This window comes from Cloacibacterium sp. DMC96 (genome assembly GCF_056313765.1).
Map to the genome: position 1 here is coordinate 62,091 of NZ_JBQUZQ010000001.1, position 22,622 is coordinate 84,712.

19 protein-coding genes and 1 riboswitch are annotated in these 22,622 nt (G+C 32.7%); of the genes, 5 read left to right on the plus strand and 14 right to left on the minus strand.

Features of this window, described 5'->3' with window-relative positions:
* Positions 1-15: 15 nt before the first annotated feature.
* Positions 16-1,026 (minus strand): homocysteine S-methyltransferase family protein, encoded by a 1,011-nt coding sequence (locus ACT53I_RS00285; RefSeq protein ID WP_476077924.1) that lies wholly within the window; start codon positions 1,024-1,026, stop codon positions 16-18.
* A 62-nt stretch (positions 1,027-1,088) separates the two neighbouring features.
* Positions 1,089-1,199: riboswitch (SAM riboswitch) on the minus strand.
* A 148-nt stretch (positions 1,200-1,347) separates the two neighbouring features.
* Here ACT53I_RS00285 and ACT53I_RS00290 point away from each other — a divergent pair.
* Positions 1,348-3,960: an MGH1-like glycoside hydrolase domain-containing protein gene (locus ACT53I_RS00290; RefSeq protein WP_476077925.1), complete on the plus strand. Its 2,613-nt coding sequence runs from the start codon at positions 1,348-1,350 to the stop codon at positions 3,958-3,960.
* 45 nt (positions 3,961-4,005) lie between these two features.
* On the opposite strand, the gene ACT53I_RS00295 is transcribed toward ACT53I_RS00290, so the two are convergent.
* The 4 genes from ACT53I_RS00295 to ACT53I_RS00310 all read right to left on the minus strand — a co-directional run bounded on the left by ACT53I_RS00295 (position 4,006) and on the right by ACT53I_RS00310 (position 9,231).
* Positions 4,006-5,265 (minus strand): DUF2851 family protein, encoded by a 1,260-nt coding sequence (locus tag ACT53I_RS00295; RefSeq protein WP_476077926.1) that lies wholly within the window; start codon positions 5,263-5,265, stop codon positions 4,006-4,008.
* A gap of 67 nt (positions 5,266-5,332) precedes the next feature.
* Positions 5,333-6,472, minus strand: coding sequence for an N-acetyl-alpha-D-glucosaminyl L-malate synthase BshA (gene bshA, locus ACT53I_RS00300; protein WP_476077927.1), 1,140 nt, complete (start codon positions 6,470-6,472; stop codon positions 5,333-5,335).
* Between the two features lie 177 nt (positions 6,473-6,649).
* Positions 6,650-8,335 carry a glycoside hydrolase family 3 protein gene (locus ACT53I_RS00305; RefSeq protein ID WP_476077928.1) on the minus strand — a complete coding sequence of 562 codons (1,686 nt, stop codon included), beginning with the start codon at positions 8,333-8,335 and terminating at the stop codon, positions 6,650-6,652.
* Positions 8,336-8,460: 125 nt separating this feature from the next.
* Positions 8,461-9,231, minus strand: coding sequence for a CE1 family esterase (locus tag ACT53I_RS00310; RefSeq protein WP_476077929.1), 771 nt, complete (start codon positions 9,229-9,231; stop codon positions 8,461-8,463).
* 106 nt (positions 9,232-9,337) lie between these two features.
* Between ACT53I_RS00310 and ACT53I_RS00315 the strand changes: the two genes are divergently transcribed.
* The gene (locus ACT53I_RS00315) at positions 9,338-9,853 is read left to right on the plus strand and encodes a hypothetical protein (RefSeq protein WP_476077930.1); all 516 of its coding nucleotides are present in this window, start codon (positions 9,338-9,340) and stop codon (positions 9,851-9,853) included.
* Between the two features lie 153 nt (positions 9,854-10,006).
* Positions 10,007-10,714 carry a purine-nucleoside phosphorylase gene (gene deoD / locus ACT53I_RS00320; RefSeq protein ID WP_476077931.1) on the plus strand — a complete coding sequence of 236 codons (708 nt, stop codon included), beginning with the start codon at positions 10,007-10,009 and terminating at the stop codon, positions 10,712-10,714.
* A gap of 53 nt (positions 10,715-10,767) precedes the next feature.
* On the opposite strand, the gene ribA is transcribed toward deoD, so the two are convergent.
* The 9 genes from ribA to ACT53I_RS00365 form a co-directional block, all read right to left on the minus strand.
* Complete coding sequence (ribA, locus tag ACT53I_RS00325; RefSeq protein WP_069800620.1) at positions 10,768-11,367, minus strand: GTP cyclohydrolase II; 600 nt, start codon at positions 11,365-11,367, stop codon at positions 10,768-10,770.
* Between the two features lie 25 nt (positions 11,368-11,392).
* Positions 11,393-11,845 (minus strand): hypothetical protein, encoded by a 453-nt coding sequence (locus ACT53I_RS00330; protein WP_476077932.1) that lies wholly within the window; start codon positions 11,843-11,845, stop codon positions 11,393-11,395.
* A 2-nt stretch (positions 11,846-11,847) separates the two neighbouring features.
* Positions 11,848-12,459 (minus strand): DUF4254 domain-containing protein, encoded by a 612-nt coding sequence (locus tag ACT53I_RS00335; RefSeq protein ID WP_476077933.1) that lies wholly within the window; start codon positions 12,457-12,459, stop codon positions 11,848-11,850.
* 1 nt (position 12,460) lies between these two features.
* Complete coding sequence (locus tag ACT53I_RS00340) at positions 12,461-12,655, minus strand: twin-arginine translocase TatA/TatE family subunit (protein WP_104794158.1); 195 nt, start codon at positions 12,653-12,655, stop codon at positions 12,461-12,463.
* Between the two features lie 32 nt (positions 12,656-12,687).
* On the minus strand, positions 12,688-14,229 hold the full coding sequence (locus ACT53I_RS00345) for a murein hydrolase activator EnvC family protein (protein ID WP_476077934.1): 1,542 nt from the start codon (positions 14,227-14,229) through the stop codon (positions 12,688-12,690).
* Positions 14,226-15,020 (minus strand): lipoprotein insertase outer membrane protein LolB1, encoded by a 795-nt coding sequence (gene lolB1 / locus ACT53I_RS00350; protein ID WP_476077935.1) that lies wholly within the window; start codon positions 15,018-15,020, stop codon positions 14,226-14,228. Before lolB1 ends, ACT53I_RS00345 begins: the two co-directional genes overlap by 4 nt.
* A gap of 104 nt (positions 15,021-15,124) precedes the next feature.
* Positions 15,125-16,150, minus strand: coding sequence for a sugar phosphate nucleotidyltransferase (locus ACT53I_RS00355; protein WP_476077936.1), 1,026 nt, complete (start codon positions 16,148-16,150; stop codon positions 15,125-15,127).
* A 38-nt stretch (positions 16,151-16,188) separates the two neighbouring features.
* Positions 16,189-16,629 (minus strand): dUTP diphosphatase, encoded by a 441-nt coding sequence (gene dut / locus ACT53I_RS00360; RefSeq protein ID WP_476077937.1) that lies wholly within the window; start codon positions 16,627-16,629, stop codon positions 16,189-16,191.
* Positions 16,626-18,077, minus strand: a complete 1,452-nt coding sequence (locus ACT53I_RS00365) for a lipopolysaccharide biosynthesis protein (RefSeq protein WP_476077938.1) — start codon at positions 18,075-18,077, stop codon at positions 16,626-16,628. The genes dut and ACT53I_RS00365 overlap by 4 nt, the downstream gene beginning before the upstream one ends.
* 171 nt (positions 18,078-18,248) lie before the next feature.
* Here ACT53I_RS00365 and ACT53I_RS00370 point away from each other — a divergent pair, with 171 nt between their 5' ends.
* Together ACT53I_RS00370 and ACT53I_RS00375 are read left to right on the plus strand one after the other, a co-directional pair.
* Complete coding sequence (locus ACT53I_RS00370) at positions 18,249-19,583, plus strand: dihydroorotase (protein ID WP_476077939.1); 1,335 nt, start codon at positions 18,249-18,251, stop codon at positions 19,581-19,583.
* 81 nt (positions 19,584-19,664) lie between these two features.
* Positions 19,665-22,592: a M16 family metallopeptidase gene (locus tag ACT53I_RS00375; RefSeq protein ID WP_476077940.1), complete on the plus strand. Its 2,928-nt coding sequence runs from the start codon at positions 19,665-19,667 to the stop codon at positions 22,590-22,592.
* Positions 22,593-22,622 lie beyond the last annotated feature (30 nt).

Consider the following 22,622-nt stretch of genomic DNA (forward strand, 5'->3'; position numbering starts at 1 on the left):
CACATTAACTCATCATCAAATTATCACATCAACTTTTCTTGGTTGATAATTTTTAACAATTTTAGCGATTGCAGCAATATGGTCAGGAGTTGTTCCGCAACACCCACCCACGATATTTACCAATCCTTTTTCTGCATATTCACGGATTTGTTCTGCCATAAATTCTGGTGATTCATCATATTGCCCGAAAGCATTCGGTAAACCAGCATTTGGATAAGCAGAAATGTAAAATTCAGAATTATTAGAAATGGTTTCTAAATAAGGCGTCAGTTGTTTCGCTCCTAAAGCACAGTTGAATCCTACACTCAATAAATTAAGATGAGATATTGAAACCAAAAATGCTTCTGCAGTTTGTCCGCTAAGCGTTCTTCCAGACGCGTCTGTAATAGTGCCTGAAACCATAATTGGAATCTGAATTATTCTTTCTTCTTGAATTTGGTCTATGGCAAAAAGTGCAGCTTTTGCATTCAAAGTATCAAAAATAGTTTCCACCAAAAGAATATCAGAACCGCCATCTAAAAGTGCTTCTGCTTGTTGTTTGTAAGCAATTCTTAACTCTTCAAAAGTAATGGCTCTGTAACCAGGGTCATTTACATCCGGAGAAAGAGATGCAGTTTTATTAGTAGGGCCAATAGAACCAGCAACAAATCTTGGTTTATCTGGAGTTAAAGCCGTGAATTCATCACAAACTTTTCTTGCAATTTTTGCAGATTCATAATTCAGTTCGTACACCAAATCTTCCATGTGGTAATCTGCCATTGCAATGGTAGTTGCAGAAAAGGTATTGGTTTCGATGATGTCTGCACCAGATTCTAAATATTTTCTGTGTACCGCTTCAATAGCATGAGGCTGAGTAAGAGAAAGTAAATCATTATTTCCCTTCAATGGAGATTGCCAATTTTTAAATCTTTCGCCACGATAGTCTTCTTCTGTAAACTGATATCGCTGAAGCATCGTTCCCATAGCTCCGTCTAGAACAAGGATTCTTTGCTGTAAATTTTGATAAAGTATGTCGCTATTTTGCATTTCAATGTGATTAAAAAAAATGAAATGCTATAAGAAAAGTTGAGGGAATCAACTGTTTTTATGTGTTATCTATCCCAAAAATGAGTAGAATGTAGCACCTTTTCTCGTTTCAGAAACGCGAGAGGTTGCCAAGGTTTCACAGAGTCTAATCTCTCCACCTTTCTTGATAACATTTCGATTATATGAAAGAACAAATCTTCTGCAAAGCTATATCATTTTTTTCACAATAAGAAATAGTCATTGAAAAAATTAATCTAAATGAAATTTCATAGTTTTTATTTTTTTCTACCTTCGCATCATATTATTTTAAAAATAATGATTATGAATGCTGAAAAACAACGATTACAAGATATAAATTATAGAACTTGGGGACCTTATGTAAGCAATAGACAGTGGGGAAACGTAAGAGAAGATTATTCCTTTGATGGAAATACATGGGGAGCAACTGGTCATGATGATGCAGAAAGCAGAACTTACAGATGGGCAGAAGAAGGAATCGCGGGAATTTCTGATGACAAGCAACGTTTGTGCTTCGCTTTTTCTTTTTGGAACAAGAAAGATAAAATGGTTAAAGAACGTTTCTTTGGATTGAGCAACCATCAAGGAAATCATGGTGAAGACATTAAAGAAATTTTCTATTATTTAGACAATACGCCTACTCATTCTTATATGAAAATGGTGTACAAATATCCGCAAAATGCCTTTCCTTACGAAGATTTAATCAAGACAAATGCAGAACGAAGCAATAAGGAACCAGAATATGAAATTATAGATACGGGAATTTTTGACCAAAATGAATATTTCGATATTTTTATAGAATATGCCAAAATTCACCATGATGACATTTTAATCAGAGTTACTGTCACCAACCGAAATACAGAAAAAGCACCTTTGGTGATTCTCCCCACACTTTGGTACAGAAATAATTGGAGTTGGGGTTATAATTCTTATAAACCTAATTTTACAACGCGCCATCGTGGTCAAATAGAAATAGAACATGAGAGTTTGGGCATGAAAAAACTTTATTCTCGTGATAAATCCGTGAAGATTCTTTTCTGTGAAAATGAAACCAATACCGAAAAAATATTCGGAGAAAAATCTGAAAATAAATACTTTAAAGATGGAATTAACCATCATATCGTTCATCAAAAAAACACGGTAAATCCTAAAAAATTTGGGACTAAAGCTGCTTTTGTGATCGATACGGAATTAGAAGGTGGCGAAACCAAAACTTTTGATTTCAGAATGTCTCCTCATAAAATGGAGAACGCTTTTTTTGATTTTGATGAGGTTTTTGAAGTAAGAAAAAAAGAATCGGATGAATTTTATGACGAAATTCAAAAAGATTTTAACTGTGAAGATGAAAAAAATGTTCAGCGACAAGCTTTTGCAGGATTGCTTTGGAATAAACAATTTTATCATTATAAAGTTGAAAAATGGTTAAATGGAGACCCAAATTTCCCTGTGGAAAGGAATTTTGAGCATCATGTAAGAAATGTAGAATGGAAACACATGAATTGCAAAGACATTATTTCTATGCCAGATAAATGGGAATATACGTGGTTTGCAACATGGGATTTAGCCTTTCACTGTGTGAGTTTTAGTATTTTAGACCCAAATTTTGCCAAAAATCAATTGCAATTATTGACCAAAGAATGGTACATGCATCCTAATGGTCAACTTCCTGCGTATGAATGGGATTTTTCAGATGTTAATCCGCCAGTTCATGCATGGAGCACTTTTAGAGTTTTTAAAATCGATGAAAAAATCAATGGAAAACCAGATATTCATTTTTTAGAAAGTGTTTTTCAGAAATTATTGCTCAATTTTACGTGGTGGGTAAACCGAAAAGATAAAAACGGCAAAAATGTTTTCGGTGGAGGATTTCTTGGATTGGATAATATTGGTGCTTTTGACCGAAATATGCAGTTCAAAAACGGGGAATACCTAGAACAGGCTGATGGAACTTCTTGGATGGCGATGTTTGCTCTGAATATGATGAGAATTTCTATGGAATTGGCATTGTATAATCCAGTTTATGAAGATATGGCGATTAAATTTTTCGAGCATTATCTCTACATTGCAGAAGCCATGGAAAATCTTGGAGAAGGAAAAAATGGACTTTGGAACGAAGAAGACGGATTTTTCTATGACGTTTTACAACTTAACGACGGAACGGGAATTTCTTTAAAATTAAGAAGTATTGTAGGTCTCATTCCAATGTTTGCAGTAGAAGTGATAGAACACGAAATGCTTCAAAAACTGCCTAATTTTACCGAAAGAATGGACTGGATTCTAAAAAATAAACCCGAACTAGCCAAATTGGTTTCGCATTGGGATGTAGAAGGAAAAGGCAGGAAACATCTCATGAGTATTTTGAGAAAAACGAGATTGACCAAAATTCTGAATAGAATGTTAGACGAAAAAGAATTTTTAAGTGAATTTGGAATTCGTTCAATGTCAAAAGTGTATGAAAAAAATCCGTTTCAGTTAGAAATTAATGGCATCAATCACGTTGTGCATTATACGCCTGCCGAAAGTGATAGCCGAATGTTTGGCGGAAACAGCAATTGGAGAGGGCCGATTTGGTTCCCGATTAATTTTTTAATCGTAGAAAGTCTTCAGCGATTTTATTTTTATTACGACGAAAGTTTGAAAGTAGAGCTTCCTACTGGAAGCGGAAATTTCCAAAATCTAAATTATGTAGCAGATCATTTGAGTCAAAGATTGTGCAATATTTTCTTACCAGACAAAGACGGAAATCGTGCTTTTAATGGGAATGTAGATAAATTAAACCATGACGAACATTTCAAAAATTACGTGATGTTCTATGAATATTTTCATGGTGATAATGGTCGTGGAGTAGGCGCTTCTCACCAAACTGGCTGGACTTCTACCGTTGCCAAATTAATACACCCTAAATTGAAAAATTAGATTTTTTTGATTTCTTCCTTTAAGATTGAAGTGAAAAATAAAGAATCAATCTTTTAAAATTTTCAAGCCAATACTACAATTCAAGCAGTTTTTGTATGAACATAAATGTTTATGATGATACAAAAACGCTTGGGTTTCTAATGCTGAACTAAATTTTACGTTCAGTATTTTCCATGAAGAGATGATGGAATTTTTTTCAGGGCTTAAATTTTTGTAAAATTCTAAAACTTGGTCAGTTTTTTCGGGATTTATATTTTTAAAATACGTGTAAATAATAGGCAAAACTGCATTGATGAGAAGAATTTCTATAAAATCGTCAGACAATTTTTTCTCTATTTTTTCTTCGGAAGTTTTTTCGAACGTGTAGTGATTTTGCCAAAATTCTGAAGTTTTTACTTTTTCGAAAAGTGATTTTAATTCCTGAATATTTTTAGCCTTTAAAATTTTAGAAAATAAATTGGGTTGAAGATGATACAGCATCGCCAACTGAGAAAGCCGAATCGTAGGAAAAGAAGGAGGCATTAACCGCATAAATTTTACTGGAAAAGTTTGTTCTGAAATTTTAAATTTAGTTTTCAGAAAATCAAATTCTCTCTCCCATTTTTGATTTGTTTCGGTTTCTTTTTCTAATAGATTTCCTTTTCCGAAAAGTAAACTTTCTAGCTGAAATTGATTTTGTGAAATTTTTTGAATGACTTTAAAATCAATGTTTTCTGCAATGTTTTGATAAATTTCTGCATTTACTTTTAGTCCAAAACTGTAGGCTAGTTTTTGAAATAAAACGGCTTCGTAATTATTTTTAGATTGAGACAAAAGATGTTCAATTTCTATAGATTTTTCATCTAATTTTTTGAGTAAAGTTTCTTCTGAAAAAAGAAATGGAATTTTTTGAGCATCAAAAATTTTTTCACACGGAATAAACTGATATTGATTTTCTAAAGTTTGATATTTTGCAAGAATCTCCTCATTAATGTACTCTTTCAGTTCTAAAGTAGGAATTCCAGCTTCTTTGAGTTCTGCAATGTCCGTGTCATTAAAATAAACGACGTGCAGAATAACTGATTGATAGTCTTTTTGAAGGTCATGATTGTGAAAATACCAGTCTGAAGATTTCACATGAATTTCTATGTTTCCTGATAAAACGATGTTTTTCGTTTTAATTTTTGCCAAAGAAAAATCTGGTCCAGAATTGGTGTTCAAGGTTCCAAAATCTAGAATTTCGATTGGGTTTCCATCGGTATCTTTGAAGTCCAATTTGGAAAATATCTTATATTTCCAAAGATATTGGAGTAAATTTTCGTTCATGGTTGGTTAGTTTTTTTAGTTTTATTTCTCGCAGATTCTACAAAAAGTAAATCTGCGAGAATGATTATTAAGCCATTTTATGAAATTCTGCTAGTGTTTCTTCATACATTTTTTCATAAATCGGAAGAATATTGACCAAGTCAAATTCCAATGCTCTTGCTTTAGCTTTTTTCTTAATTTCTGCGAGAAGTTTATCGTCTGAAAGCAATTTTATTGCATAACTTGCCATGGCTTCTACATTTCCTACTTCTGCTAAAAATCCAGTTTCTCCTTGAATATTCACCTCTGGGATTCCACCTGCATTACTCGAAATTACTGGCGTTTCTGCAGCCATTGCTTCTAATGCTGCCAAACCGAAACTTTCTTGTTCAGAAGGCAATAAAAATACATCTGCAAACTTCAAAATTTGGTATAAATTATCTACTTTTCCTAGGAGTTTAATTTTATTGATGAGGTGCGGATTTTCATTGATAAATTCATTGATGACTTCTACATCTGGACCGTCTCCCAAAATCAATAATTTAGATTTTACGGATTTTTCAACTTTGTTGAAAATGTCTAAAACATCTTTAATTCTCTTAACAGGACGAAGATTGGAAACGTGAATTAGAATTTTTTCATCTTCATTGGCAAAATGATTTCTTTGGCAAGTTTTTAAATCTTCAAATTCCGTATTGTCGATGAAATTGGTGATTACTTCAATCTCTTTGGTGATTTTAAAAAATTTCAAAGTATCACTTTTCAAACTTTCAGAAACCGTAGTGATTTTATCTGATTGGTTGATAGAAAATTCTACCGCATGTTTGTAACTTGGGTGTTGACCAACCAAAGTGATGTCTGTTCCGTGAAGTGTTGTAACTAACGGAATATCAGCATTTTCTTCTTTTAGCATTTGCTTCGCGAAAAAAGCAGCATAAGCATAAGGAATGGCGTAATGCGCATGTAAAATATCTAATTTATACAATTTCACCACTTGATAAATTGTGGAAGAAAGTGCAATATCAAACGGTTGATGTTTGAACAAAGGATAGGTTTGTACATTTACTTTGTGGAAGAAAATGTTAGGGTCTGTCATGTCTAATCTTGCAGGCAATTCAGATGAAATGAAGTGCACTTCATAGCCTTTTTTTGCAAGAGACATTCCGAGTTCTGTGGCTACGATACCGCTACCACCGTATGTTGGATAACAAAGGATTCCTATTTTCATTTTATTTTTTGTGAAACGAAGTTTTCCGTTTCGATTATTTTATTTAGTTTGTCATGCTGAAAGCATCTCTACAAAATTATTTAGATTGACTTCGTCGAACCATTTCATTAGGTTTCCTTCGGAATGACAAAGATGATGCTTTATCTTTATTATAAGTTTTTTATAAAAATATTAAAATTATTTCTCAATTCCGCTTCCTGCTTTCAAATTTTCATTGACAATTACAGGTAACTTTCCAGAAATTTTTGTTTTTCCTAAAAGTGCTTTTGCAGATGCTTTCATCGATAAATCATTGTTTTCATAACTTACCAAAACCGTAGAAATTTTAGTGATATCAATATCTTTCAAAGCGTAAGGCGAACCAAAAACATCTAAAATCACATTCTGTTTTTTGCTTAATTCCGCCAAAATATCTTTGCTTTCCTGCGAAATTTTATACGGTTTATACGCCGTAGAATTGTCTTTGTGAAACCCAATAATCACTGTAGAGTTTTCTGGAATTTGAGCAATTTCAGTTTTTGAAATGAGCTTTACTGTAGTCCCTAAATTCAAATTTTCTACAAAAGTTTGAAACGGCGCTTCTTCCAAAGGAAGATAATAATAGGTTTCGCTACAACTTAAAGGCAAAAGATTTTTTTCGTCTTTCAACAAAGTTATTGCGTTGGAATATAATTTTTCTGAAAGTTCTGCGTGAGAAGCGTTGTTTAAATCTTCTTTAATGTTTTCAGAATTTATGGATTTTAAATTTTGAAGTCCTAATAAATATTTGGTTTTCAGAATTTTCTTTACACTTTCTGCGAGACGGTTTTCAGAAATTTCACCTTTTTCTAAAGCTGATTTTATCAATGCTTTTCCGTTTGGAACGTCTTGGGAAAAAAGCATAATGTCATTTCCCGCTTTGAAAGCTCTCAAATCTAATTCACCTGCAGGAAATTTTTTCGCTACAGCATTCATATTCAAAGCATCGGTAATGATTAAACCATTATATTGATAAGAGTTTTTGAGCAAATTGGTAATGACTTCATAAGAAACTGAAGCGGGAATTCCCGATTGTTTTTCTAAAGCTGGAACGTACAAATGTGCCACCATTACGCCACCAATTTTTTTATCCAAAAGTGCTTTGAAAGGAGCTAATTCTACAGAATTGAGTCGCTCCAAATTGTGCGAAACCACTGGTAAATCTAAATGAGAATCTGTATCTGTATCGCCATGACCAGGGAAATGTTTCATAGAAGCGAGAACGCCATTATCTTGCAAACCTTGTGCATAAGCCAAACCTTTGGCAATCACATTATTGATGTCTGAACCGAAACTTCTGTTGCCAATAATAGGATTTGCAGGATTGGTATTTACATCTACAACTGGCGCGAAATCCCAATAAATACCCATTCTTTTACAATCTTCAGCAATTTTAGAAGTCATTTCATAAATGAGAGAGTTGTCTTGAATAGCTCCTAAAGTCATTGCCCAAGGAAATTTATGTGCGGCAGGAAATCTTTGGAACAATCCCCATTCTCCATCAATGCCAATCATCATTTTTACTCTAGATTTTCCTTGAAATTCATTCAGCAATTGGATGTGTTTTTCAGCGTTGTCTTGCATGAGAATCAATCCACCAATTTTTTCTTTTTCTACGAGATTTCTAATTTTCTGAATTTCTTCTTCTCCACGATTATTGTATAAAGCTACAATGTATAATTGCCCGATTTTTTCGTCTAAAGACAATTGTTGATACAGAGAATCAGCATATTTTTCGGCTTTTTGCTCTAAATTTTTTGGAGCGTTTTTGGGGAAATATTGTGCCGAAAGATTGGCGAAAATTAAAATGAATAAATAAGTGAATATATTTTTGATGAATTTCATAAAAGCAATGTTATTCAACAAAAATACAAACATATTTTTGTGATTGCTATAGAAATAATATATTTCTAAAATTTTAAATCATTAAAATTTAAGAATATGCTCGGAATTTAGCGTTTTTGAACCAATTATCTGTGATTTCTTTTCAAAAATTCTACCATTTTTGGAATAGAATTTTGCGGAAATTCGTGTCCTGCATTTCGGTCTTCTATGATGATTTCTTTATTTTCAGAAGTTTGATAAGTTGTTATTTCGCCTTCTGTTTGTGCTGTGTTTTCATTGGCTTCAAAGAATTTTAGATATTGCTTGGAAGAGAATTTCTGAATTTTATAAGGCACAATTTTATCATTTTTTCCAAAACTGATCCAAACAGATTTTTGTGGTGCAGATTTTAGCCAATTTCCGCCGGGACCAGCAACGGTAACGAAAGCGGCAAATTTTTCTGGTCGCATTTTCCATAAAACATTTACAAACCTAGCCCCATTAGAATGTCCTACTGCATAAATTCTGTCTAAATCAATGTTGTAATTTTTAGAAATTTGAGAAAAAACTTCATCAAAAAACTTCACATCTCGGTTTTGTAATTCGTCTGGATTCATTTGCCAACCGTTGTATTTTCCTTCTTTGTCTACGATAGAATTGGTAACTCCGGGAATTCCTTGCATATAAATGACTAACGCTTCGGGGAAATTTTGATGAAAATTAAGATTTCTACTGGCGTGTTTCGCATTCCCACCATGTCCATGAAAAACAAAAACCACTGGAATTTTTTCTGAATTTATTTTTGGCTCAAAAAAAATTGCTTTTCTTTCTACTCCATTAATTTGGTAAAATTTTTCGGTTTGAGCGAATAGTTTTATGCTGAAAATCAATAAGAAAGCGATGATTGTGTTTTTCATTTTAAATGCTTTGATTCTTTGATGAAAATTAAACAATAAAGTTAAAAATTTATTTTGGCACGCAACTTGGAATGTAAAAACCATTAATCAACAAATAATTACTGATATGAAAAAATATTTTACTTTAATGGTTCTTGCGATTTTCGGAGGATTATTGATGATGAGCTGCGAAATGAACGAAGTAGTAGATAGAGATATTCAAGATAATGATACGTATCCTATGATGAAGGATGTAACGGGAACTTTTAGTTCTACTAATAATTATGCCTTAGATCAAGCGATTGATATTCCTTCTTCTGATGTAGTTTTAGTGTATAGAAATATCAATTCTAACAGTTCAGCAAGTGCAATTTGGCAACTTTTACCTAAAACTTTTTACTTGAGCGATAACAGAGAATTAGATTACAACTTTATTTTTGATACAAAAAGAGTTCAAGTAAGAACAGAAGCTAATTTTGACCAATCTACAATGACCAGTACAGAAAGAGCTACTTATCTCAACAATCAAACTTTTAGAATTGTACTGGTTCCAGCTTCTAGAGCGAATAGAACTGCTGCTCAGGTAAATTACGAGGATTATAATGCAGTAGTGAAATATTTTAACTTAAAAGAACCAAAATAATCACTAAATCATTCAAAACCATCCATATATTAATTTTTCACAAAAAAGAAATCCTAGCAAAATGAATTGCTGGGATTTTTTGTTGGGTAATAAAAATCAGATTTTTTTCCCACAAAAAGTTCTTACCTTTGTTGTCCTTTTAAAATTAAAATTATGAGTGTTCACATCAGTGCCAAAAAAGGCGAAATTGCAAAAACGGTATTACAGCCAGGAGATCCTTTAAGAGCTAAATACATAGCAGATAATTTTCTAGAAGATGTAAGATTGGTAAGCAAGACTAGAAATATTTTTTATTTTACAGGTTTGTATAAAGGAAAAGAAATTTCTGTAGGAGCAAGTGGAATGGGAGTGCCAAGTATTGGGATTTATTCTTACGAATTATTTACAGAATATGATGTAGATACCATTATCAGAATTGGGACTTGTGGTGGTTATACTACAGATCTTAATGTTTTTGACCTGATTAATGTAGATGGAGCAGCAAGTGAATCTACTTATGCTAAATTTGCTTGGGAAATGGATGAAGAAATCATGTATCACCAAGGAAAAGCTTTTGACGTAATTAATGAAACGGCTAAAGAATTAGCTCTTGAAACTAAAGCGGCAAATATTCACACCAGTGATGTTTTCTACAGAAAGACACCAGGAATTCCTGCCATTGCAGAGAAATATAATTGTCCAGCAGTAGAAATGGAAGCTTTCGCACTTTTTGCTAATGCTAAATATTTAGGGAAAAATGCAGCAACGATTTTGACGGTTTCAGATATTATTCCAACAGGTGAAGAAATTTCTGCTGACCAAAGAGAAACTGCTCTTAGAACCATGATGACTCTGGCTCTAGAAAGTGGAATTAAACTTTAAATAATTTCAAATAGATACTAAAAAAACGCTTCGAAATTCTCGAAGCGTTTTTTTTATTTTTCTGTTTCGTCATCTAGAAGATGCCCGAAATATTCTTTTTTGGTTTTCAGATATTCTTTGCTGTTTTCATTGGCTTCCATCTGAAGTGGAATTCTTTTGTTGAGATGAATTTCACTGTTTTCTACAAATTTAATTTTATCAGGATTATTCGTTAAAAGATTGATTTCTTTTACGTCTAATAATTTTAAAATTTCAATCGCTACATTAAAATCTCTATCATCTGCAGGAAGACCTAATTGAAGATTCGCTTGAACGGTATCTAGTCCTTTTTCTTGTAATGCGTAAGCTTTAAGCTTATTGATAATGCCAATGTTTCTACCTTCTTGACGAAGATAAACGATGATGCCTCCGTTTTCTTGAATAAATTTCATGGCTGCATCTAATTGCTGACCGCATTCACATTTTTTAGAATGGAAAACTTCTCCAGTAATACATTCTGAGTGAAAACGAACATTGATAGGTTTAGAAAAATCTGTGTTTTCTGCAACCAAAGCGATATGAGGCATCCAGTCTTTTTCACTATCCGAAAAAGCCATTACTCTAAAGTTTCCAAAATCGGTAGGAACTAATGATTCTGCCTGTAATGTTATCATCTAATTTTTTATGTAAAGATAAGATTTACTTAGATTCTGTACTATCGAAAGAATCTATAAGACTAATGTTTGTTTTGATTTTAGCCAAATATCTATTCAGTAATTCTAAATCGTCTTTTGGAAGATTTGTTTTCAGCGTCTGAATTGTTTTATAAGAATTGGTGTAGTTGTTATAAGCCTTAGTTTGTTCCGCTTTGTTATTCTGTTTGATAGAATAAATGTAATCAGAAATATGCAGTTTCATTTTATAAATTTCTGCATTGAGTTTTTGATTTTTAAAAACTGGAAATTCTGTAAGTGTATTGGTGATTTCTGAGAGATAATTCACCCTTTCCATAGATTTATAAGTCTCTTCAGAAAAGCTAGTTTGGGTAGAATAACTTGAAAAACTATTAGACAAAGGAGATAAATTTACTTTTTCTACCGAGCACGAAGTCAATAGAAGCAAGGCGAAAAGTAAATTTATTGTATTTCTCATTTTTATGAATTAGATTTTTGATAAAGGATAGGGTTAAGACTTTCGTCATTATACATCTTCATTTGTTTGTATACCTTCATCTTAACATCGCCGTTTTCTATATCTAAAAGTAATTGATCAATCGCTTGGCTTAAATCTTCTTTCTGCTCTAGAAGTACATTGAGCTTTTCTGTACACTTTGCTCTATGTTCTTCTGTGGCAGATTCTCTAGTAGCTTCTTGGTTCATGTGGTACACTTTCAAAACAAGAATTGAAAATCTATCAATTGCCCAAGCTACTGTTTCTGTATTGATTTTAGCTTCTGGTTTAGGCGTAATATTTTGATATTTTTGGAAAAAATAACTGTCAATATATTCCACCAAATCAGTTCTTTTTTGGTTAGAAGCATCAATTGTTCTTTTCAATTGTAGAGCTTCTACCGGATCAATATTTTCGTCTCTAATGATATCTTCTAAATGCCATTGTACGGTATCTATCCAATTCTTAGTATACAAAAGATGTTCCAAACTGCCATTTTCGAATGGATTATTTATAGGAAAGTCTACGTTATCATGTAAATGATAATCTTCAACAGATTTGTTGAAGATATTCCAAGCGTGTTCGGTAAAAGACATGTTAAGAAGGGTTTTGAGATTTATCTTCTGGTTTTTTTTCGTCTTCTTTTACAGCGTCTTTAAATTCTTTAATTCCGCTACCAACTCCTCTCATTAATTCAGGGATTTTTTTACCCCCAAAAAGTAATAAAAGTACTACAGCAACAATTAGCATATGTTGCCAAGAAAGTGATAGTATAATAATTGGTGAAATCATTTTTGAAAATTTTTTACAAATGTAAGGATTTTTTAATACGAAACCCAATCTAATGGATTAACTGGATTGGCTCCATTCCAAATTTGAAAATCGAGGGCGAAATTCCCATCAAAATCAGTTCCAATGCTTCCAATGGTGGTTCCTGCAGAGACTTGTTGGTTTTTGGCAACGTTTACATTATCTAAGTTTCCATAGATACTGAAGTAGTCTCCATGTTTAACCAATACAGTTTTTGCGCCACCACTTACCAAAATGTTGCTCACAACACCTGGGAATACACATCTTGCTCTCGTTCCGTTTGGAACTACCACCTTTATTCCGTTATTTTCAATAGTAATTCCTTTGAAAACTGGGTGCGGTTGTCTACCAAATCGTTCGGTAACCTGACCAGAAGGAACAGGGAAAGACATTTTTCCTTTATTCGCTGCGAAGTTGCTTCCTGCGGTAATTGCTCCCACACCGAAGTCTTTCATTTTTTTCTCTTCTACAGCTGCTTTTTCTTTATCTGTTTTATCTGCTAATGCTTTTGATGCATTTCTAGCTTCATCAGCTTTTGCTTTAGCAGCATTTGCTTTTTCTTCAGACTCTTTTTTCTCTTTTTCTGCTTTTGCTATTTTTTCTGCATCATTTTTTTCTTTGGCAACTCTTTCTGCTTCCGCTTTTTCACGAGCTAGTTTTGCGGCTTTTCTTTCCTCTTCTTCTGCTTTTTTCTTCGCAAGAGCAAGAGCATCAGCTTTCGCTTTATTCTCAGCGTCTATTTTTGCTTTTTCTTTTTCTGCTGCAATTTTTGCTAGTCTTATTCTTTCTGCTTCTGCTTTTTTATCTGCTTCAGCTTTAGCTTTAGCCGCTTTTATCTCTTCATTGATGAGATTTCTGATGGCATTTTCTACCTTTTTATTTTCCGCTTGCTTGGTTCTAAGTTCTGCAACCAGTTTTGCCTCGTTTTTCTTAAATTCTTCTAGAAGTACTTCTTTTTGTTTTCTTTCTACTTGAATTACAGCGAGTTCTTGTTTTTGTTTATTAAGAAGGTTTTCTTTCTCTTTTACAGATTTTTGCTTTAAACCAATAGATTTTTTGATCTGATTAGCTTTTTGATTAATCTCGGCTGCTTTTTTATCTTGATATTCTCCGTATTGCTTGATGTATTGAACTCTTCTCAATGCTTCTCCTAAATCTCTGGAAGAAAGAATGAAAGTAACTTTGTTTTGTACGCCTTTGTTTTTATATGCTTTTACTAGAATATCAGCATATTCTTTACGAAGAACTTTTAGTTCACGGTTAAATTTATTGATTTCTAACTGACGGAGATAGATGTCATCTTCTATGAATCTTTTCTCTTTCTGAGTGTTATTATAAACTCTTTCTCGGAGCGCAATTTTTTTATTGACATCATTAAGGTAAGCAAGAGATAATTTTGCTTCTCCTCTAGCTTTTGCAAGAGTAGCATTAATGGCAGCAATTTGTTTTTTTAGCTCTGAATTTTGTTTTTGCAGTTGTTCTTTTCTTCCTTGTTGAGAAAAGAAAATGCTAAAGGCTAGTAATCCTAATAATAAACTCAGTTTCTTATGCATCATTTAATTTCTGTCTTTGTATAATTAGTAGGAATGGAAAAAGGAGTTTCCATCTTCAAAAATTCAAATTTCGTATTTTCTATTAAAATTTGGTCTGTTTTCTGTGCTTTTATAATTATTTTAACACTTTTTGGGAGTTTTTGTGAACCGAAAATTTCATAATCATTATAGCTTACTTCTAGGCTATTATTGTTTTTAATATCTTGTAAAAACACCTTTTTCAAAGCCAATTCAGGAGAATATTCTAGTGAAGTTTTGTACTCACTGGTTTTACCATTTACGGTGATGATTTGGTTTTTAGCAGAATTTAGCAAATAACCGTTTTCATTTTGCAAAAAAGTATAATCTTTTTCATTAACAGGAATGAATGTTTTACCCAAAAGTAAATTTTGTAAAGCGCTGTAATCTATGAAATTAACTTTCAAAAGATTATTGATGTAATCAAAATTAGAATCAATATACGTCTTATTTATCTTTTCGTAGGCTTTGATTCCAGCAGGTGTAATATTGGCTCTTGCTTGAGACATAAAAAGGAAAGAGAAATTTGCCCAAATTTTTTGGTCATTTTCTATATAAAATGTTCCATCAATAGTAGGGATAAATCTGTCTGTCTCTGCATTGACTTTGCTAGTTATTTTTAAACTTTCAAAAGCATCTTTTTTAGCTATTTTTTCAAAAAAAGCTTTGTTAGAAGATACATTCTCTGTAATCACAGGAGTTTGTTCTACTGTTTTTCTGGCTTTACAAGATAATAAAGCTAATGATGAAATAAGGATAAGTATATAATTTTTCATATTCTATGATTGTAAATGTTACTTGTATAAGAACATTACAATTTTAACGCCAAACCACACAAAATGTTTTGTGTGGTTTGGTTATTTATTTGATTTATAGTGGATTAATCATTTCCTTTTGATAAGAAATCTAGCACCGAATAATCTCCTAAGGAAATTTCTCTAGAAACGCCAAAGTACTGTGCGTTACTACCAATCATAGAGTTGCTTAAATTACCATGATTGATGACTGTTTTCTCTTGAATTAAAGAATTTTCGATATTAGAATTCTCTACGCAAGTTCCGTTTCCTAAAGAAACATAAGGCCCGATTTTAGAATTTTTAATTTTTACATTTTCCCCGATAAAACATGGCGGAATGATAAGACTGTTTTCTATTTCTGCCGATGCTGGGAAATTTGCAAATTCTTCTTTTTCGTATTGAAGAATTTTACCATTGGTTTCTACGGTTGCATTTTTATTACCACAATCCATCCAATCATCTACTTTCCCAAGAGAGAATTTAGCTCCTTTTTGACGAAGATTTTCAAGAGCAGTCGTCAATTGATATTCGCCACCTACTTTTATATCATTACTCATGATATAATTAATTTCTTCCATCAATTTTTCTGCAGACTTGAAATAATAAATTCCAATGATGGCTAAATCTGAGACAAAAGTTTTTGGCTTTTCAACAAAATCAGTTATAAAACCATAGTCGTCTAATTTAACTACTCCAAAAGCAGATGGATCAGCTACTTTTTTTACCCAAATTACCCCATCAGAATTGGTGTCTAATTTAAAATCGGCGCGGAAAAGGGTATCAGCAAATGCTACTACCACGTCTCCTTGCATTGATTGTTCTGCACATTTTATAGCGTGAGCTGTTCCTAGAGGTTCGTCTTGTGTATAAACGCTTCCTTTTGCTCCTAGTTTTTCTGCAATTTCTATTAAAGATTGTTCAACTTCTGGCCCGAAATCTCCTATGATAAATGCTATTTCATCTATTTTTTCGCCAGCTACTTTTGCTATATCTTCTACTAATCTTTGTACAATTGGTTTTCCTGCAATAGGAATTAATGGTTTAGGAACGGTAAGTGTGTGTGGTCTTAATCTAGAACCACGTCCTGCCATTGGAACTATAATTTTCATAGTTTAATTTGGTTTAAATTTATTTGTGTTTTTAATTGTTATTTTTTTGCGACTCCTGAACTGCCAAAACCACCTTCTCCGCGTTCTGTTTTTTCTAAAGTGTTTACTTCTTCCCAAGTTGCGGTTTCGTGTTTAGCAATAACCATTTGAGCAATTCTATCTCCATCATTTATGGTGAAATCTTCGGCCGATAAATTTACTAAAATTACTCCAATTTCTCCACGATAATCAGCGTCTATTGTTCCTGGAGTATTCAGAACGGTGATTCCGTTTTTTAGAGCAAGACCACTTCTAGGTCTTACTTGTGCTTCGTAACCTTTTGGCAATGAAATAAATAATCCTGTACTGATTAATCTTCTCTCTAAAGATTTTAGCGTGATGGGTTCAGAAATATTCGCATATAAATCCATTCCTGCAGAAAGTGCAGTTTGGTATTTTGGTAAAGCGTGTTTTGATCTGTTGATTACTTTTATGGTCATCTTTTTAAAATTCTTTTGATAATGGCTTGTTCCTTAAAGGCTACAAAACCTATGAATAATGCTAAAAATAAGTTTCCTACAATATAATTGGTTCTAAAATAGTAAAACGAAATCATAGAAAGTGAAACCGAAATGACGAGATAAAGGATTACTTTCCCGGTGTTATAAGGAATAGGATATTTTATTCTTCCCCAAATGTAAGAAATTACCATCATACTCGTAAACGTTACTAATGCAGCAGTTGCACTTGCCCAATATCCATATTCTGGAATAAAAAGAACATTAATGAGCACAGTAATAGCCGCTCCGATTATAGAAATATACAAGCCAACTCTAGTTTGGTCTGAAAGTTTGTACCAAATAGAAAGATTCAGGTAAATTCCTAAAAATAAAGCTCCTAACATCACCATCGGAATAATTTCTATGCCTTCATAATAAAGCGGATTTCTCAAATATTTTTCAGAAATCCATTGAAGGTTTACCATTAACCCCATGTAAATTAAGCAATTACAAATTACGAAAACATCCATTAAAACTGCATAAGTTTTGTGATTGTTTTTATCTTTGAAACTGCTGAAAAAATAAGGCTCAATTCCTAATTGATAAGCTTGTCTGAAAACCGTAATAAAAGTGGCGATTTTGTAAACAGCACCATAAACTCCAATCTGATGACGTGCTTCTTTATCAGGAAGTAAGTATTTAAGAAACTGTCTGTCAAGGGTTTGGTTTACAATTCCAGACAAACCTGCAATCATTACTGGCCAAGAATAATTCATAATTCTTTTCCAAAGTTGAAAATCAAATTTTTTGATGCTGAAATTCACAAACTCTTTGCCAACAATCGCTAAAGTCACAATGCTCTGAACCAAATTGGCAATAAAAACGTAACCTACCCCAATTTCTGGATTGTATTTTAGCCCAAGAATTCCCTCTGGAAATTTAGGCAACCATTTGATGAAAAATACCACTAGAAAAAAGTAAACCAATGAACCGATTACTTTAGAAAGCATGTATTGGATTGGCCTCCCTTCTAATCTTAAAACAGCTGAAGGAATGGTAGAAAAAGCATCAAATGATAAAATGAATAAGAAAATAACCAAAAAATTTACTTGGTCTGGCGTTTCAAAAGCATTCGCTAATTCTTGTCTGAAAACATATCCTAAAATCAAATAAATGAACCCAACCGAAAGAATACTAAGTGCAGTAGTAGAGATTAAGGTTTTTTTGTCAATATCATCTTCTTGCGCAAACCGAAAAAACGAAGTTTCCATTCCGTGTGTTAAAAAAACCGTAATAACTCCAGCAATAGAGTACCAATCTACAAATGGTGAAGATGCAGCTGGCCCAAATGCTCGTGTAACGATAGGAGCGATAAGAAAAGGAAAAATCCTTACTAATACTGAACTTAAGCCATAAATGGCAGTCTGTCCGAATAGTTTTTTATACAATTTTTTAGCGTTTTTAGATTGCAAAAGTAAAGATAAGATTTGAGATTTAATATTTTGGATTTTACAATTTTTAGAAATCAATTTATTGAAGTGTTAATTGGGTATTAAAAAACTAAATTTCTTTGGCTTTCCTCAAAAGTTAAATTAAATTTGTAAAAATCTAAAAGCAAAATGAAAACCTTAATCAAAAACGCACAAATCGTAAATGAAGGAAAGATTTTTAAATCTGATGTATTGATTGAAAATGATTTGATTGCAAAAATTTCCTCAACTATTTCCGAAGAAAATGCAGATAAAATTATTGACGCCAAAAATTCTTTTCTTATTCCAGGTGTGATAGACGACCAAGTGCATTTTCGTGAACCTGGTTTAACGCATAAAGGCGATATAGAAAGTGAATCAAAAGCCGCAATAGCAGGTGGAGTTACCAGTTTTATTGAACAACCGAACACCGTTCCGAACGCTGTTACGCAAGAACTTTTAGAAGAAAAATATAAAATCGCTTCGGAGAAATCTTACGCCAATTATTCCTTTTCAATGGGTGGAACCAATGATAATTTAGAAAAAGTTCTGAAAACCAATCCAAAAAATGTAGCGGCCATTAAACTTTTTTTAGGCTCTTCTACAGGAAATATGTTGGTAGATAAGCCCGAAATTTTGGAAGAAATCTTCTCTCAAGTGAAAATGCCGATTTGCGTACATTGCGAAGATGAAGCTACCATCAGAAGAAATACAGAAATCTATAAAGAGCAATACGGAGAAGATATTCCTGTAAAATTTCATCATCTCATAAGAAGCGAAGAAGCTTGTTATATATCAAGTTCAAAGGCAATTGAATTGGCAAAAAAAACTGGAGCGAGATTGCATATTTATCATCTTTCTACCGCAAAAGAAATGGAGCTTTTCCGAAATGATATTCCGTTAAAAGACAAAAAAATTACTGCGGAAGTTTGTGTGCATCACCTTCATTTCACCAACGAAGATTATGAAACCAAAGGTTCTTTAATCAAATGGAATCCTGCCGTGAAAACAGAAAAAGATAAAAACGGACTTTGGGAAGCGCTTTTAGATGATAGAATTGATATTATTGCAACCGATCATGCTCCACATACTTTGGAAGAGAAAGATAATAAATATTTGAAATGTCCTTCAGGAGCACCTTTGGTTCAATATTCTTTACCAGTAATGTTTGAATATTTCAAAAAAGGAAAGATTACTTTAGAAAAAGTAGTTGAAAAAATGTGTCATAATCCTGCTATTTTATTTAAAATTGAAAAAAGAGGTTATGTAAAAGAAGGTTACAAAGCAGATTTGGTACTCATTAATCCAAATAAAGAAATTACAGTTTCAAAAGAAAAAATTCTTTCAAAATGTGGTTGGAGTCCGCTAGAAAATGAGACTTTTCATTCAGAAATTACATATACTTTCGTTAATGGTTTTCTCGCTTTCGAAAATGGTAAAGTTTCTCCTGAAAAACACGGAGAAAGATTGCTTTTTGAAAGATAAAATCCTCCCTTTTCAAAAAATATGAATGTTTAAGAAACATTTTTACATTTTTTGCGTCTAATAGAGAAAAATTAATTCAATATGATTAGAAAGCTTACTTTGGCATTTGCTGCAGTCTTAGTTTCTGTAGTTGCTTTTGCCCAAAACCAGTTTCAGTGGAAAGAAGCTTCGAGTGGCGGTTACACCTATAAATATGTAACCAATGACCCTGCGAAAGCTCGTTTTTACACTTTGAAGAATGGTTTAACAGTTATTTTAAGTCCTACGAATAAGGACCCTAGAATCCAAGCGTATGTTGCCATCAAAGCAGGAAGTAAAACAGATCCTGCTACCAATACTGGTTTGGCGCATTATTTAGAGCACATGTTATTCAAAGGAACTGATAAATACGGTTCATTAGATTGGTCTAAAGAAAAAGTAGAATTAGAAAAAATAGACGTATTATACGAACAGTATAATTCTACCAAAGACGAAGTTCAAAGAAAAGCGATTTATAAAAAAATAGACTCAGTTTCTGGAGTTGCTGCAAAATATGCTATTGCAAACGAGTACGACAAAATGATGTCTGCAATGGGAGCTCAAGGAACCAATGCTTTTACAAGTTTTGAACAAACGGTTTATACAGATGACGTTCCTAGTGCTTCTTTAGATAAATATTTAGCAGTACAAGCAGAAAGATTCAGAAATCCAGTTTTGAGAATTTTCCACACTGAATTAGAAGCGGTTTACGAAGAAAAAAATAGAACGCTAGATAATGACGGAAGAAAAGTTTCTGAAACTTTATTCTCAAATCTTTTCCAAAAGCATAACTACGGTTTACAAACCACCATTGGTACAGTAGAACACCTTAAAAACCCTTCGTTAATAGAAATCAGAAAGTATTTTAATAAATATTACGTTCCTAATAACATGGGAATCATTCTTTCTGGTGACTTTAATCCAGACGAGGTAATTGCAAAAGTGGACAAAGCGTTTTCTTACATGCAACCAAAACCATTTGATAAATACACTTTCCAACCAGAAGATGCAATTACAGCTCCAATTGTAAAAGAAATTGTAGGTCCAGATGCGGAAAATTTAACCATCGGTTACAGATTACCTGGAAATAAAGACAAGGATGCTTTGTTAGCGGACTTAGTTGGTCAAATTTTAACCAATGGAAGAGCAGGTTTATTAGACTTGAACTTGGTTAAAAAACAAAAATTATTGAGAGCTTCAGCTTTCACCTATTCATTAATTGATTACGGAATCTTATATCTTTCTGCTGCGCCAACTTCTGGTCAAAGTTTAGAAGATGTAAAAGCTTTAGTATTAAATGAAATCGAAAACCTTAAAAAAGGAAATTTTGATGACCAACTTATCACTTCTATCATCAATAACATCAAGAAAAACAAAATCTACGAAACCGAAAAATACGGTGATAGAGCTAGTGTTTTGATGGATGCATTCACTTCTGAATTAGATTGGAGAGACCAAGTTGCGTATGTAAATGATTTGTCTAAAATTAAAAAAGAAGACATCGTAGCTTTTGCCAATAAATATTTTGGTGACAATTATGTAGCTGTTTTGAAAAGAAAAGGAGAATCTCCTGCAACTGTAAAAATTGAAAAACCATCTATTACACCAGTAGAAACCAATGCAGATAAGCAATCTTCATTTGTGAAAATGATTGACGAAATGCCTGCAACTGCTGCAAAACCGGTTTTCTTAGATTACAAAAAAGATATTCAGAAATCTAAATTAGGAAAAGCAGAAGTGCTTTACGTTCCGAATAAAGACAATGATATTTTCAGATTAAGCTACCGTTACAAAATCGGTTCTTTGAATGATAAAAAACAAGGTTTAGCTTCTCAATACATTCAGTTTTTAGGGACTGATAAAATGACTGCCGAAGAAATTTCTAAAGCATTCTACAAAATTGCATGTAGTTTCAATGTTTCTACAGGAGAAGAATACACTACGGTAAATATCGAAGGTTTACAAGAAAACTTCGAAAATGCAGTGAAATTGTACGAAGAAGTGGTAAAAAATGTAAAAGCAGATGACAAAGCTTTGGCAGCACTTAAAGCAAGACTAAATAAAGCCAGAAAAGATGCTAAAGCCAACAAAGGTGCTATTTTACAAGGTTTAACAAGTTATGCGCTTTATGGTTCAGAAAATAAATTCAATAATGTTTTGACCAATGAAGAACTGAATGCGGTAACTGCTCAAGAATTAGTAGACAGAATTAAAAACCTAAATAATTATGAGCAAACGGTAATTTATTACGGACCAACTCCTGTTTATAACGTTGTTTCTCAGTTGAAAACATTGCACCAAGTTCCTGCAAATTTTGCAGTAGCAGCTCCAGCAAAAACTTTCAAACAAGAAGTTCCTGCTAAAAATCAAGTGCTTTTTGCAGATTATGATATGGTTCAGGCAGAAACGAGATGGATTAGAAATACAGAAACTTACAACCCAGAAAAAACTACGATGGTTAATGTGTTCAATAACTATTTCGGTGGAGGTATGGGAAGTTTAGTATTCCAAACGATTAGAGAAAGTAAAGCTTTGGCTTACAGTACTTACGGATATTATGTGCAACCACAGAAAAAAGACCAAGATTACTATTTATTAGGTTATGTAGGTTCTCAAGCAGATAAATTTAATGATGCTACGGTTGCAATGAATGAATTGCTAACCAAAATGCCAGAATTGCCTAAAAATTTAGAATTGGCTAAAAATCAAGTGAAAAAAGATATTCAGACAGAGAGAATTACTCAAGATGGTATCATTTACAATTATTTGAATGCTAAAAATTTAGGTCTTACTGATGACATTAGAAAGAAAATGTATGAAACGGTAGATAAAATTACGATGGCAGATGTTAAGAAATTCCACCAGAATTATTTCTCAGGAAAACCTTACACTTATGCAATTGTAGCTTCAGAAAAAAGAGTTTCTATGGACGATATGAAAAAACTAGGAGAAGTGAAAAAACTTTCTTTAGAAGAAATTTTCGGATACTAGAAATTTTCAAAATATTTATAGAAAAGACCG